Source organism: Bacteroides sp. Ga6A2, assembly GCF_000702225.1.
Lineage (GTDB): Bacteria > Bacteroidota > Bacteroidia > Bacteroidales > Bacteroidaceae > Ga6A1.
The window spans coordinates 50,185-63,909 of sequence record NZ_JNKX01000013.1; the positions used below are offsets into that span (position 1 = coordinate 50,185).

Sequence of the window (13,725 nt, forward strand, 5' to 3'; positions counted from 1 at the left end):
TAATACAATAAGGAGTAAGAGGTATGCCAGTTAAGAGTCATTCGCTAACTGGCACCTCTAACTCGATTTATCCTAATTATACAAGATCTGTACGACCCTTGCACTCCTCAAGCACAGCCTTAGCGATTGAGCTTGATACTGGTGCGTGATGATCGTAAGTCATTGAAGATGTTGCACGACCTGAAGTGATAGTACGAAGTGCTGTAACGTAACCGAACATCTCAGCAAGTGGAACCATAGCCTTGACGATACGAGCACCTGAACGGCTGCTCTCCATACCCTCAACCTGACCACGACGCTTGTTCAAGTCACCGATAACATCACCCATGTTCTCCTCTGGAGTTACAACCTCAAGCTTCATCATAGGCTCCATCAAGACTGGCTTAGCCTTAGCACATACGTTCTTGTATGCCTGAAGTGCACAGATCTCGAATGAAAGCTGATCAGAATCCACAGGATGGAACGAACCATCCTCGAGAACAACCTTCAAAGAATCCATTGGGAATCCGCCAAGAACACCATTCTTCATTGCATTCTCGAAGCCCTTCTGTACAGATGGGATGAACTCCTTAGGAATGTTACCACCAGTAACCTCGTTAACGAACTGAAGACCACCTTCCTTGAAGTCCTCATCAACAGGACCTACATTAACGATGATATCAGCGAACTTACCACGACCACCAGACTGCTTCTTGTAGATTTCACGGTGACCCATTACGGTCTGAGTGATAGCCTCCTTGTAGTTAACCTGTGGTTTACCCTGATTACACTCAACCTTGAACTCACGCTTCAAACGGTCGATAATGATATCCAAGTGAAGCTCACCCATACCTGAGATAACTGTCTGACCGCTCTGCTCGTCAGTTCTAACAGTAAATGTTGGATCCTCCTCAGCAAGCTTAGCAAGACCGATACCCAACTTATCAACGTCGCTCTGAGTCTTAGGCTCGATTGCGATACCGATAACTGGCTCTGGGAACTCCATTGACTCAAGTACGATTGGTGCATCCTCGTCAGCAAGTGTATCACCAGTACGGATATCCTTGAAACCAACACCTGCACCGATATCACCAGCACCGATTACGTCAACTGGGTTCTGCTTGTTTGAGTGCATCTGGAACAGACGGCTTACGCGCTCCTTCTTACCTGAACGAACGTTGTAAACGTAAGAACCAGCCTCTACCTTACCAGAATAAACACGGAAGAATGTCAAACGACCAACATATGGGTCAGTTGCAATCTTAAATGCAAGAGCAGCAGTCTTCTCATCCTCTGCAGGACGACGATCCTCCTCGGCACCAGTGTCTGGGTTTGTACCGATAACGGCTGGAGTATCTACTGGAGAAGGCAAGAACATACAAACATAGTCGAGCAATGTCTGAACACCCTTGTTCTTGAATGAAGAACCGCAGCACATTGGAGTAATCTGCATAGAAAGCGTACCCTTGCGGATAGCAGCGATAAGTTCCTCATTTGTGATAGAAGAAGGATCCTCGAAGAACTTCTCCATCAAAGCCTCGTCGCACTCAGCAGCATACTCAAGAAGTTTTGTTCTCCACTCCTCAGCCTCGTCTGCCAACTCAGCAGGAATATCCTCTACATCGTAGTCAGCACCCATTGTCTCATCGTGCCAAAGGATAGCCTTCATCTTAATAAGGTCAACAACACCCTTGAAGTTCTCCTCTGCACCGATTGGAATATTGATAGGCACAGCTGTAGCACCAAGTACATCCTTCATCTGACGAACAACATCGAAGAAGTTAGCACCAGAACGGTCCATCTTGTTAACATAACCGATACGTGGAACATTGTACTTATCAGCCTGACGCCATACAGTCTCTGACTGTGGCTCAACACCACCTACTGCACAATATGTAGCAACTGCACCGTCGAGCACACGAAGTGAACGTTCAACCTCAGCAGTAAAGTCAACGTGTCCCGGAGTATCAATCAAGTTGATCTTGTACTGGTGGTTATCCCAGTTCCAGAATGTAGTTGTTGCAGCTGAAGTAATAGTGATACCACGCTCCTGCTCCTGCGCCATCCAGTCCATTGTTGCGCCACCTTCGTGAACCTCACCAATCTTGTGAGTCTTACCAGTGTAGAAAAGGATACGCTCAGAAGTTGTTGTCTTACCGGCATCGATGTGAGCCATGATACCAATATTTCGTGTAAAGTGCAAATCTGTTTTTGCCATAATATAACTTCTTTTAAATGATTAGAATCTGAAGTGAGCAAATGCACGGTTAGCCTCGGCCATACGGTGCATATCTTCCTTACGCTTGAAAGCACCACCCTGCTCGTTGTAAGCATCCATGATTTCAGATGCAAGCTTGTCAGCCATAGTCTTACCACCACGCTTACGAGCAAAAAGGATAAGATTCTTCATTGAAATAGACTCCTTACGATCTGGGCGGATCTCTGTTGGAACCTGGAATGTAGCACCACCGATACGGCGTGATTTAACCTCAACCTGTGGAGTTACGTTTTCCAAAGCCTTCTTCCAGATTTCGAGAGCTGATTTCTCCTCATTTGAAAGTTTTGCTTTTACAGTCTCAAGAGCTGCATAGAAAATCTCATAAGATGTATTCTTCTTTCCATCATACATCAGATGGTTCACAAACTTAGAAACCTTTGTGTCATTGAAAACAGGATCTGGAAGGATCACTCTTTTCTTTGGTTTTGCTTTTCTCATTGTTTTGATAAATAATGTTTAGTTTGGGGCTGCTTTCGCTCTTCAACGGTTCCACCGAACCATTTACTCAACCTTGTGCTTCCAACAAACAAAACAAATTAAATAATTAATAGTTTAAAAGGGATTTTGTTCTTGTGTACGAATTACTTGCCAGCCTTTGGACGCTTAGCACCATACTTAGAACGACGCTGTGTACGGTTTGCAACTCCTGCAGTATCAAGTGTTCCACGAACAATGTGATAACGTACACCCGGAAGATCCTTAACACGACCACCGCGAACAAGCACGATTGAGTGCTCCTGCAAGTTGTGTCCCTCACCTGGGATGTAAGAGTTAACCTCCTTAGAGTTTGTCAAACGAACACGAGCAACCTTTCTCATTGCTGAGTTAGGCTTCTTAGGGGTTGTAGTGTAAACGCGAACACAAACACCGCGACGCTGTGGACATGAATCCAAAGCAGGTGACTTGCTCTTGTCTTCCAATACCTGTCTTCCCTTTCTTACTAACTGTTGAATAGTAGGCATTTTGTTTTTATTAAATTATTATATTATTTGTAATTATCCGATTTAAACCTTTTGGGCAGTGCCCATTTTGGACTGCAAAATTACTAATAAAATTTCAAATAACCGTACCTTATAATAAGTTTCATATCCAGCCGTATTAAAATTTAACATCTTTTAACATTTATTAAGAATTATGGAGTGGTTTTACCTCATTTAAGGTCTAAAACAGACACAATCAGCAAAATTCAAAATAATGTTTCACAACATATTTTCTCGATTATTGAGCGGTGCATTATGCGAATTACAACCTTATTATATACACCTATTCGGAATAATATCCCGGCGATTCTGGGAAACGCTCAGGGATAACAATACTACGAACCATCTGCATTTCTTTTAATGATTATCCTCAATTATCTGGAGAACACCTATCAGCCCAATAACCTAACAGCAACACATTTGAAGAAATCCTGCCCTCACTTTAAGCGTAATACAGAAAATTTCAGTTTAGCTTAATTACGATAATTATTCTATTGCTTTGACAGTATGGCTATTCACTGGCTACCCTCCGGCATTTTATTGGCTATGGATTGGCTTCCTTCCGGCTTGCATCAATATAAGCATTTCGAACCCATCTCGAACCTTCCTGCTTGCTTCAACGTACCTTCCCCGTTGCTACCCCGTAGCTACTCCGTTCCTACCCCGTACCTTCAACGAATCTTGAACAAAGTTTCTTGCTTGCATCAAGATGCACATCTTCTTGCAGCCCCGTACCCTGAAAGATGTTTTACAAACTGTTGCAAACCTGCTTATGCAACGCGTATCATATACAAAAAAAGAGGCTTATTAAGCCTCTCCCTTAAAATCTGATAAATTAGGAACGTAAGTGTCGCCCTTCTGCGCCTTCTGCTCTGGCAACTGAATTGGAGCAACGTTCGACTCAAATTTAGAAATATTGTCTTGCAATGCATAAAGCAATCTCTTAGCATGTTCAGGAGCAAGAATTACTCTGCTCTTAACGCTTGCCTTTGGAACTCCCGGCATCATCTGGACAAAATCAACCACAAATTCTGAGGTAGAATGAGTTATTGCAACTAAGTTTGAGTATATACCCTGTGCCACTTCTGGAGACACTTCGATTTCCAATTGTTTTTTGTTGTTATTTTCCATGTTATAATATTTGATAAAATAGTATGTAATGCAAATATACAATTTTATTTGGAAACAAGGTTCCAACAATCATTAAAATTTGTATATTTGTAAACGATTATTAAAATATACCTTATATTATATATGACTAAGGATTGTATTCGGCACACGATTATACTTACACTGTTATTTATACTTTCGAGTTATTGCAGCAAGGCTCAAGAAAACGAAACCAAGATTCCCAACCTTTCCTTTTCTATCGAAGTACTTAACAGATACACACCCGTAAAACATCAGGGATACTCAAGCAACTGCTGGGCTTTCTCTACCCTGTCGATGCTCGAGTCGGAGATGCTGCGCCTCGGAGTGGACTCTGTAAACCTCTCTTACGACTATGTTTACAGAGGTAAACTAATCGACCAGTCGCTGCACTACTATCGGATGGCAGGGCACGAAGAGTTTCGCAAGGGAAGTCTGCCTCATTCGTGTTTCAACGTGGTTAAGAACTACGGAATCGTTCCTCTTTCGACATATCAGCAAAAGAAAGTGAACTACAGCGAACTGAGATTCACGCTCGAACTCTCGCTGAAGGATTATGTAAAGAAAGGCATCGGCTACGACAAAGTTACCGAAGGCATCACGGCAATCGTAGACAAGGCTTTAGGTAAGAAACCCGAAACTTTCAGATATAACAACAAGGACTTTACTCCCGAATCGTTTGCCAACCATCTTCAGTTGAACATGGACAACTACATCGAGATTACCAATAGTCCGTTTCAGCCTTACAACAAAAGATGTCACCTCGACTCTCCCGACAACTGGGAGGATTACGACATGCTGAATCTGGAACTCGACGTTCTGCTGAATCTGGCAAAGAAGGCAATCAGAGAAGGTTACACATTCGTCTGGGATGGTGATGTGTCGAACGAAGGCTACGCGCCGGAATTCGGCCTTGCATTCTATCCGAAAAGAAGTTCGATGACAACGAAGAAAAGGGCGAAATTACTGGAAACGTTCGAAACTACAGACGACCACGCCATGCACGCCATCGGACTGGCTTACGACCAATACGGAAAGACGTACTTTATTATAAAAGACTCTTACGGCGTTAGAGGCCCATACAGAGGCTTGCTGATGATGTCGGAAGACTATTTCAAGGCAAACACAATCTGTATTGCCCTACACCGCAACGCTTTGAAACTTATTGACGATTAAAGTTTTATCTTCCTGTCTGAGAAAGCATTCTTTTTTATATTTCTGAGGAGTTTTCGCTTGTGCTGCTTCATGTTGCCAAGCGAGACTGAAACCTTTATTTGCTGCTGCCAGTCAATCACATCTCCATCAAAATGGGCAACGGCACCGATGTAACCCTCGAATCCTCTGCCATGGGCAAAGCGATAGAGAGCATCAACTCGGTTGTAGATTTTTGAACGATAATAAGGGTCGTTCCAATACCATCTGTTAATGCCTAAATCTCCCTGAATCTGCTGCCTTTTTCCGCAGTAGAAAGTCTCTTTAAGATACAGACATTTCAAGCCCAAAGTTGCCTCGAAAAGAATTCCGGGGCGAAGATTCCAATCGAGCGTCTTTCCGCGGCGGTCTCTCTCCATTCCGAAGAGGACGCCACACTGAACAGAAAGAGTATCGAGCGATGTCTGCTCAGTAAAATCGTAGCCAAGGAAACCATTCGAGATTGAATAATCCTGAATGTGCATATCGGCAGGAGCATCGAGCGTGAGAGCGTAATGATAGTAATATCCCTGAACGCCCATGTAAGCATGTCCCATATTCAGTCGGGCTGACAAGCCCGCCAAGAACTGCTCGTGACGGTTGTGTCCAATCTGACCAGTCCAGTCGAGCAAAGCTTCTACATAGCCCTTGTCCGTTCCATACTGAAACAACGCGCCCTGAACATTCTTGTTAAAATATCTCAACGAATCACTGAAGATGCAAGTCGGAAAATCACCATACAACTCCTCGCGCGGAAACGCCCCGACAAGAACACGGAACGGAGCGCCGTCGTACATATAATAAAGGGTGAGAGTCTCGTTGTTGAACATCTTCTCGCCACCCCAACAATTCACCGCCCCATAGCCAACTCTAAGCGCATGGACGCTATCTCTGATACCGACTTTCGGCTCAATCCAAAAGCCAGTCAGAGTTCCGTCGTTGCGATGCTTGCTCGACAATTCCATATTGTCGAAGAAGCCGTTGGCATCAACATTCCATTCCAATTCTTGCGCAGAGGCAAAGATTGAAACAGACAGAATTATAAAAGAAAAGAAAATTCGTCTGTACATAAACGAAATTTAAGCCATTTTAGCCTTGAAAGCCAATGCATACATTCTGACCTGCTTAATCATTGCAAGCAAGCCATTGCTTCGGGTTGGAGAAAGATGCTCTTTCAGTCCGATTTTCTCTATAAAATAAAGGTCTGCACCGAGAATTTCGTCGGGAGTATGGTCTGAGAGCACGCGGATAAGCAACGCCACGATGCCCTTTACGATAAGCGCATCGCTTTCTGCCTGAAAATGAATAACGCCATCGACCAAATCAGCTTGAAGCCACACACGACTCTGGCAACCGTCGATAAGGTTCGACTCTGTCTTATACTTCTCGTCGAGCGGCTCCTGCTCATTTCCCAAGTCGATAAGCATCTGATACTTGTCCATCCAATCCTCTACATCCAAGAACTCTTCGATAACCTCATCTTGAATCTCGTTAATAGTTTGTTTCATCCTATAAAATCTTTTTACTTTTCGTTGTATATAACCTGCATCATTGTCTGTCCGACAGCCTTTAGAGTTGATTTGTCGATGTGCTCTACGTCATCGTTTATCGTGTGCCACGTTGGGCCGAAAGAGCACGAAGTTCCTTCGTAATAAGGAATTATATCGATTGTCGGAATATTTGCTATTTTATTTATCGGACCGTGGTCGTCGGTGATGTAGCCGCCCTGCTTGCGAGGGAATACTGAAGAATATCCAGCTTCATCGGCAGCGTTCCAGACCTTGTTCACGACCGAGCGCGCATACTCGAGCGAGAAACCCTCTTGCATAAAACGCGCCCCCTGTCCGCCAACCATGTCGAGCAGAATGCCGTAGCGTGCCTTGTAGCCTGCCACATGCGGATTTGCAGCCCAATACTGAGCACCCAAAGCCCACGAATCCTCGTCGTTGTCTGTGCCGTAATCCTCGGCATCAAGGCAGATGAAATCGATGCCTACATTTATGTTCTTCTGCTGAATCTGGCGAGCCAGTTCGAGCATCACGGCAACGCCGCTCGCTCCGTCGTTTGCTCCCATAACGGGAGTTTTGTGATTCTTCTCGTCAGGGTCGGCATCAGCCCACGGACGAGAGTCCCAGTGCGAGCAAACCAGTATTCGTGCACCGTTGTCAACGTTGTAAGATGCAATGATGTTTCGGTTTTTCAGAACCGTTCCGTCGAAAGCCTTAACATCGGCAAACTGCTCAGTTACCGTTGCACCGTATTTTTTGAAAGTCGCAACCAGATAATCTCCGCACTTGTCGTGAGCCTTAGAATTCATCGTTCTTGGTCCAAACTCGCATTGCTTCTGGACAAAAACAAATGCGCTATCTTCGTTAAAAGACGGAGCAAGAACAACTGAATCGGCCTCTGCGCTGCTAGATTTTGATGTCTGACTGTGGCAAGCCGAAAAGAACAGAGTTACTAAAGGCAGTAAAAAAACAATCTTATTTATCTTCATACAAAGAATTTATATCAAAAGCGGATGCAGCCCTTTGTCTGAACCTCTGTCATGACACGAAGGAAGTTTCCGCCCCATATTTTTCGAATATCTTCTTCACTATATCTCTCTTTTAACAGAAGACGAGTGAAATTTATCAGTTCGCTTGCCGATGCGCATCCCGGAACTCCACCGTCGCCATCGAAATCCGTGCCAATGCCCACATGGTCGATGCCCATTATTTCTACGGCTCTGTTAAGATGCTCTATTGCATCGAGAATCGTTGCCTTGCCATCGGTGCGAAGGAAGCCGTTGTACAGCGTTACTTGCATCACTCCACCTTTCTGGGCAAGTTTCCGCATCTGGTCATCAGTGATGTTTCGAGGATGATTGCACAACGCGCGACTGTTTGAATGCGAGCATACAATCGGTGTAGAACTGATATCGAGTGCATCGTAAAAGCTCTTCTCGCCACCGTGCGAAAGGTCGACCATCATTCCAACGCGGTTCATCTCCTTGATAACCTTCTCGCCAAAATCGCTAACGCCGTTATGCTCGTTTGCGCCCTTTGCCGAGTCGCAGATGTCATTGTCGCCGTTGTGACAGAGCGTCATATACACCACACCACGCTTTCTGAAAGCCTCTACGTTAGCGATGTCCTTTCCTACGGCATATCCGTTTTCAATGCCCATCATAACAGCCTTTTTACCCTCGCTTTTAAGGCGATACAAATCGACAGGAGAATATGCAATGCCCACCGCCGAACTGTTGGCAGCAACCATCGTCTCAATCTCCGACAGAATGTTGTTTGCCTTTGCCGTTGCAGCAAGCAGAGAATTGTCGTCGCGCTCGAGCTGCTTTAGATAAGCAACCATAATCGTAGCATCGAGCCGACCTTCGTGCATCTTGTGCAAATCGACGAGGATTTTCGGGTCACGACGGTCGAAATGAATGTCTTGGTCGAAGAACATCGGCGTGTCGCAATGCGAATCGAGCGACAAAACCTTGTCGTGAACCGCCTTCGCCTTCATGAACGATGAGGATTCGCCCACAAGCCACTCAAAGAGCGGCATCATGCTGTCGTCGCCCCTCAAGGCAAAACATTCGGGATGCCACTGAACGCCGACTATCGACTTATGTTCCGACGATTCTACAGCCTCGATAACACCATCGGGACTCGTTGCCGATACCCGAAGATGAGGGCCGGCATTCTTCACCGCCTGATGATGGAACGAGTTGACGAACAATTTTTCTGAACCGAAAACTAATGCCAGAACACTATCCTTCACCACATTAACGCTGTGCGATGCAATGCTTCGGTCAAGATCCTGAGAATGCTTCAGATGCACACCCTCCTGCTGCGAATAGATGTCCTGATAGACTTCACCTCCAAGAGCCACGGCAATCATCTGAATTCCACGGCAAATGCCAAGCATCGGAATCTGACGGTCGAAAGCCAACCGGGCAAGAAAAAGTTCCTGCTCGTCGCGCATGAAGTTGATTGAATGAAGTTCGCGCACAGGCTCCTCGCCCACGAACAGCGGATTAAGGTCGCCGCCACCAGAGAACAGAAGTCCGTCAACGCGGTCGAGCACCTCGAGCATCGCCTCCTTGTCGGTAAATGGAGGAATGATGAGCGGCGTTCCACCAGCCTTAAGCACAGACTGATAGTAACCCTCGGCAATGGTGCAACTGGCATCGCTGTAATTACCCGTTATTCCGATTATCGGTTGCTTTCCGTGGCTTGGACATTCAGAATGAAAGACTTCATCGCACGCCCCTTTCCAGTCGAACGAATTCATTGCCATCAAGCCTCTTCCTGCTCCTCTGATTTGTTAGCCTGAATTGGAATTTCCTTCTTTATGCTCTGCTCAAGCGAGATAAGAGTCTCGGTTGATACGACGCCCGGAATTTCCTGAAGTTGATTGTTGAGCAAGTCCATAAGATGCTCATTGTCGCGTGCATAAAGCTTAGTAAGCATTGTGTAAGGACCGGTTGTGAAATGGCACTCCACAATTTCAGGAATCTGATTGAGACGTTCAACCACATTCTTGTACATTGAGCCTTTCTCGAGTTTGATTCCGACATAAGTACAAGTGTAGTAGCCCAGTTTCTTCGGATTTACGTTGTAGCCCGAGCCAACGATTACGCCCATATCGAAAAGACGCTGTACACGCTGGTGTATTGCGGCGCGTGAAACGCCACACTCAGCAGCAACATCTTTGAATGGTATTCTTGCGTTTCCTGAAATGATTTTCAGTATCTGTCTGTCCAAACTATCTATTTTCTCCATAATAAAAAAATTATCAATTTGTAAGCAAATATAAAAAATATTTTTAACTTCATCAAGTTATGGCAGAAAAATGCAACAAAAAAAGCGCTACAATCATATGTAGCGCTTCCTTTATTGTTATTTCGATATCTTTTGCCGACTATTTTTTTGCACGGTGACCACCGTGTTCTGGTTTTTCGACAATATCGAGCAATTCGACTGTAAAAATCAGCGTTGAGTAAGCAGGAATCTGTCCGGCTGCTCTTGCACCGTAGGCCAAATCCTCTGGGATGTACAACTCCCACTTTGAGCCTACAGGCATAAGTTTCAGAGCCTCGGTCCAGCCCTTGATAACCTGAGTTACACCAAATTCAGCAGGCTCGTTACGCTTGTACGAACTGTCGAATACTGTTCCGTCTAGCAACTTACCTTCGTAGTTCACCTTTACGTAACTTGTATCGACAGGAATCGCGCCCTTACCCTTTGTGATGATTTTGTACTGAAGTCCGCTTGGCAGAGTAACAACGCCCTTTTTCTTCTTGTTTGCAGAAAGGAACGCATTGCCAACAGCCTTAGCCTCAATCTCATTCTTCTTCTTTATGCTGTCGACACCGTTTTTCAGATACATCTGAGCATCTTTTGCTGAGAAGTTTGTCTTGCCCAGAACGGCTGCCTTGAAACCAGCAATCACATTCTCGGGAGAAACGGTGTAGGCACTATCGCCATCGAGCTGCGTCTTGTTGAAGCTGAAAATCATGTCCATCAACTGCGGAGCAACATTCAAGCCTGCATAGTACGCAACCTTCTCCTTGTCGTTTACGCTGTTGAAATAATCCTCCAAACCACGGATAAAATCGTTCATGCAAGAGGCTGTATCAACATTCAGTTTCTGAACAAGGAAAGGCTTCAAGCCCTGTGAGTTTGCAACTCCGAGAGCATATCCAAGTGAGTCGGTGTTAGGAAGTTTAACCTCTCTTACAGCGACTTCGGTCTTAGCTTCTTTCTTGTTGTTTTTCTTGGCTTTCTGTGCAAATGCAAACGTGCTGCACAGAAGAGCCAACGCGATAACGCTATAACGAACAGATTTCATTATTTGTTATCCTCCTTCTCGATACCAACAAGTTCAACCTCAAATACAAGAGTTGAGAATGGCTTAATCTGACCTGCCTCACGCTCTCCGTAAGCAAGTTCCTGTGGTATGTAGAGCTTCCACTTTGAGCCTACAGGCATAAGCTGAAGAGCCTCAGTCCAACCCTTGATAACCTGATTTACACGGAACTTTGCAGGCTCGTTGCGCTTGAATGAGCTGTCGAACTCAGTTCCGTCGATAAGAGTACCGCGATAGTTAACCTTTACCATGCTGTTCTCAGATGGCTTCTCGCCCTTACCCTCTGTGATAACCTCGTACTGCAAACCGCTTGGAAGCACCTTTACCTTTGCATTCTTCTTGTTGTTTGCAAGGAAGTCCTCGTTCTTCTTCTTGTAGTCGCCATACTGCTTCTCCATAGAAGCCTTCTTGATAGCCTCCATCTTAACGCGAGTAAGTTCCTGAGCCTTCTCAACAGACATCTGACCGCCCTTGCCAGTAGCACCGGCAATGAAACCTGCCATGAAGTTCTTCATGCTGATAGTCTGAGTTGAATCCTCGCCGAAAAGCTCGCGGTTGATGCCCTGCTTCATCTGGCCGCCAATCTGCTGACCGATTGTAACACCTGCGTAGTATGCAGCCTTCTTCTTGTCATCGCCTGCAGTAGCGCCCTCAGTCAAACCCTTAACAAACTCGTCCATATAAGTAGTATCAACGCCTACACGCTGTACAAGATAATCCTTAAGTCCCTGAGTCTGTGCCATACCAATAGCGTAGCTCAATGTGTCAAGATCTGATGACATATCTGCCTTTGGGGCGCTGTTAGTACATGATGCAGCAAAGCCTGCCAATGCCACCATGCCAATTACGATTGATTTTTTCATGTTTTTGATTTATTAAAAAGTTATTTGAATTCTGAATAATTTTAAAGAACCTCGATAAGCTCTACATCGAAGATGAGCGCGCTGTATGGAGGAATTGAACCGCCGGCACCCTGAGCGCCATAACCAAGTTCGTAAGGAATGAAAAAGCGATACTTTGCGCCTTCCTTCATAAGTTGCACGCCCTCAGTCCAACCCTTGATAACCTGATTCAGACCGAATGTAGCAGGAGCGTTACGCTTGTACGAACTGTCAAATTCAGTTCCGTCGATAAGAGTGCCTGCATAGTGGCACTTAACCTGACTTGTTGCACCCGGATTCTTACCTGTTCCCTCTTTCAAAACCATATACTGCAAACCGCTTGGCAATACGATAACGCCTTCTTTCTTTGCATTTGCTTCAAGAAAAGCCTTGCCTTCAGCTTCCGCCTTCTTTGCTTTCTCGGCAGCACCCTCTACAGCGTCCTTTATTCCCTTCAGGAAATCGTCCAAACTTGGAAGGTCTGCAATACCCATTCCTACTAATTGCTGACCAATGTTAAGGCCTGCAGAGTAACTCTGTTGATCCATTATTATAAAAATGTTTTTATTTATTATTATTTAATTCTTTAAAGCATGCAAATTTACGTTTTTATTTGAATGTAGTAAGATTGTTTGCTTATTTTTTTAGTATTTTTGCATTATTATGCTAATTTTAACGTATTTATCATGAAAAAAATCGTTGTACTAACAGGCGCCGGAATGTCGGCAGAAAGTGGCATAAGCACATTTCGCGATTCGGGCGGACTATGGGAGCAGTATGATGTTATGCAGGTAGCATCTATTGAAGGTTACATTGCCAATCCGGCACTCGTAACGCAGTTTTATAACGAGCGGCGCAAGCAACTCTTCGATGTTGAACCGTGCCGCGGTCATGAACTATTAGCAGAACTCGAGAAAGATTACGATGTTACAATCATAACACAAAACGTTGACAATCTGCACGAAAGGGCTGGAAGCAAACACATAATCCACCTTCATGGCGAACTGATGAAGGTTACGTCTTCAAAATCGCCAAACAATCCGCGATTTATCAAAGAACTAACCAAAGACAATCTCGAAGTAAAGATTGGCGACCTTTGCGAAGACGGCTCTCAGGTGCGTCCGTTCATCGTGTGGTTTGGCGAGCAGGTTCCGATGATGGAAGAAGCCATAAACTACGCCGAGAAAGCCGATATTTTCTTGATAATCGGAACATCGCTGAATGTTTATCCGGCTGCCGGACTGATAAACTACGTTCCACGTTCGGCAAAGGTTTATCTTATTGACCCTAAGGCAGTTTCGGTGCCCGGTTCGCACGATGTGAAAATTATTGCCAAAGGCGCTTCAGAAGGCATTAAGGAGTTTATCGACGATATCAAGAATCTATAGATGCAAAGAAAGGAGAATACGCT

The 13,725-nt window shown here is 45.0% G+C and carries 14 protein-coding genes; 2 read left to right on the forward strand and 12 right to left on the reverse strand.

Translation table 11 applies throughout. The features are described from left to right. Positions 1-76 precede the first annotated feature (76 nt). The 4 genes from fusA to T538_RS0103780 all read right to left on the reverse strand — a co-directional run bounded on the left by fusA (position 77) and on the right by T538_RS0103780 (position 4,368). Complete coding sequence (gene fusA, locus T538_RS0103765; RefSeq protein WP_031532249.1) at positions 77-2,197, reverse strand: elongation factor G; 2,121 nt, start codon at positions 2,195-2,197, stop codon at positions 77-79. Between the two features lie 21 nt (positions 2,198-2,218). After that, entirely contained in the window at positions 2,219-2,695 is a 477-nt protein-coding gene (gene rpsG / locus T538_RS0103770; RefSeq protein WP_031532250.1) for a 30S ribosomal protein S7, read from the reverse strand. 143 nt (positions 2,696-2,838) lie between these two features. Continuing rightward, positions 2,839-3,219 (reverse strand): 30S ribosomal protein S12, encoded by a 381-nt coding sequence (gene rpsL / locus T538_RS0103775; RefSeq protein WP_031532251.1) that lies wholly within the window; start codon positions 3,217-3,219, stop codon positions 2,839-2,841. An 825-nt stretch (positions 3,220-4,044) separates the two neighbouring features. After that, positions 4,045-4,368: a DUF3467 domain-containing protein gene (locus T538_RS0103780; protein WP_031532252.1), complete on the reverse strand. Its 324-nt coding sequence runs from the start codon at positions 4,366-4,368 to the stop codon at positions 4,045-4,047. Between the two features lie 123 nt (positions 4,369-4,491). Between T538_RS0103780 and T538_RS0103785 the strand changes: the two genes are divergently transcribed. Continuing rightward, a complete protein-coding gene (locus tag T538_RS0103785; RefSeq protein ID WP_081834849.1) occupies positions 4,492-5,562 on the forward strand; it encodes a C1 family peptidase in 1,071 nt (356 codons plus the stop codon). Here T538_RS0103785 and T538_RS0103790 read toward each other — a convergent pair. The 8 genes from T538_RS0103790 to T538_RS0103825 form a co-directional block, all read right to left on the reverse strand. Beyond that, the gene (locus T538_RS0103790; protein ID WP_155992977.1) at positions 5,559-6,647 is read right to left on the reverse strand and encodes a hypothetical protein; all 1,089 of its coding nucleotides are present in this window, start codon (positions 6,645-6,647) and stop codon (positions 5,559-5,561) included. The genes T538_RS0103785 and T538_RS0103790 overlap by 4 nt on opposite strands. Positions 6,648-6,656: 9 nt before the next feature. Next, positions 6,657-7,085, reverse strand: coding sequence for a SufE family protein (locus T538_RS0103795; RefSeq protein ID WP_031532255.1), 429 nt, complete (start codon positions 7,083-7,085; stop codon positions 6,657-6,659). Between the two features lie 14 nt (positions 7,086-7,099). Then, the gene (locus T538_RS0103800) at positions 7,100-8,074 is read right to left on the reverse strand and encodes a M28 family peptidase (RefSeq protein ID WP_031532256.1); all 975 of its coding nucleotides are present in this window, start codon (positions 8,072-8,074) and stop codon (positions 7,100-7,102) included. A gap of 14 nt (positions 8,075-8,088) precedes the next feature. Then, entirely contained in the window at positions 8,089-9,861 is a 1,773-nt protein-coding gene (locus T538_RS0103805) for a gamma-glutamyl-gamma-aminobutyrate hydrolase family protein (RefSeq protein WP_031532257.1), read from the reverse strand. Continuing rightward, on the reverse strand, positions 9,861-10,346 hold the full coding sequence (locus tag T538_RS0103810) for an Lrp/AsnC family transcriptional regulator (protein WP_031532258.1): 486 nt from the start codon (positions 10,344-10,346) through the stop codon (positions 9,861-9,863). Before T538_RS0103810 ends, T538_RS0103805 begins: the two co-directional genes overlap by 1 nt. A gap of 139 nt (positions 10,347-10,485) precedes the next feature. Then, on the reverse strand, positions 10,486-11,415 hold the full coding sequence (locus T538_RS0103815; RefSeq protein WP_031532259.1) for an FKBP-type peptidyl-prolyl cis-trans isomerase: 930 nt from the start codon (positions 11,413-11,415) through the stop codon (positions 10,486-10,488). Further along, on the reverse strand, positions 11,415-12,296 hold the full coding sequence (locus T538_RS0103820) for an FKBP-type peptidyl-prolyl cis-trans isomerase (RefSeq protein WP_031532260.1): 882 nt from the start codon (positions 12,294-12,296) through the stop codon (positions 11,415-11,417). Before T538_RS0103820 ends, T538_RS0103815 begins: the two co-directional genes overlap by 1 nt. 41 nt (positions 12,297-12,337) lie before the next feature. Continuing rightward, the gene (locus T538_RS0103825; RefSeq protein ID WP_031532261.1) at positions 12,338-12,862 is read right to left on the reverse strand and encodes an FKBP-type peptidyl-prolyl cis-trans isomerase; all 525 of its coding nucleotides are present in this window, start codon (positions 12,860-12,862) and stop codon (positions 12,338-12,340) included. 138 nt (positions 12,863-13,000) lie between these two features. On the opposite strand from T538_RS0103825, the gene T538_RS0103830 reads away from it, so the two are divergent. Further along, positions 13,001-13,702, forward strand: coding sequence for an SIR2 family NAD-dependent protein deacylase (locus T538_RS0103830; RefSeq protein WP_031532262.1), 702 nt, complete (start codon positions 13,001-13,003; stop codon positions 13,700-13,702). The last annotated feature ends 23 nt before the right edge of the window (positions 13,703-13,725 follow it).

Excerpts from the sequence above, each read along its gene's own strand:
- fusA (WP_031532249.1), bottom strand. The coding sequence starts at position 2,197 with ATGGCAAAAACAGATTTGCACTTTACACGAAATATTGGTATCATGGCT.
- rpsG (WP_031532250.1), bottom strand. The coding sequence starts at position 2,695 with ATGAGAAAAGCAAAACCAAAGAAAAGAGTGATCCTTCCAGATCCTGTT.
- rpsL (WP_031532251.1), bottom strand. The coding sequence starts at position 3,219 with ATGCCTACTATTCAACAGTTAGTAAGAAAGGGAAGACAGGTATTGGAA.
- T538_RS0103780 (WP_031532252.1), bottom strand. The coding sequence starts at position 4,368 with ATGGAAAATAACAACAAAAAACAATTGGAAATCGAAGTGTCTCCAGAA.
- T538_RS0103785 (WP_081834849.1), top strand. The coding sequence starts at position 4,492 with ATGACTAAGGATTGTATTCGGCACACGATTATACTTACACTGTTATTT.
- T538_RS0103790 (WP_155992977.1), bottom strand. The coding sequence starts at position 6,647 with ATGTACAGACGAATTTTCTTTTCTTTTATAATTCTGTCTGTTTCAATC.
- T538_RS0103795 (WP_031532255.1), bottom strand. The coding sequence starts at position 7,085 with ATGAAACAAACTATTAACGAGATTCAAGATGAGGTTATCGAAGAGTTC.
- T538_RS0103800 (WP_031532256.1), bottom strand. The coding sequence starts at position 8,074 with ATGAAGATAAATAAGATTGTTTTTTTACTGCCTTTAGTAACTCTGTTC.
- T538_RS0103805 (WP_031532257.1), bottom strand. The coding sequence starts at position 9,861 with ATGGCAATGAATTCGTTCGACTGGAAAGGGGCGTGCGATGAAGTCTTT.
- T538_RS0103810 (WP_031532258.1), bottom strand. The coding sequence starts at position 10,346 with ATGGAGAAAATAGATAGTTTGGACAGACAGATACTGAAAATCATTTCA.
- T538_RS0103815 (WP_031532259.1), bottom strand. The coding sequence starts at position 11,415 with ATGAAATCTGTTCGTTATAGCGTTATCGCGTTGGCTCTTCTGTGCAGC.
- T538_RS0103820 (WP_031532260.1), bottom strand. The coding sequence starts at position 12,296 with ATGAAAAAATCAATCGTAATTGGCATGGTGGCATTGGCAGGCTTTGCT.
- T538_RS0103825 (WP_031532261.1), bottom strand. The coding sequence starts at position 12,862 with ATGGATCAACAGAGTTACTCTGCAGGCCTTAACATTGGTCAGCAATTA.
- T538_RS0103830 (WP_031532262.1), top strand. The coding sequence starts at position 13,001 with ATGAAAAAAATCGTTGTACTAACAGGCGCCGGAATGTCGGCAGAAAGT.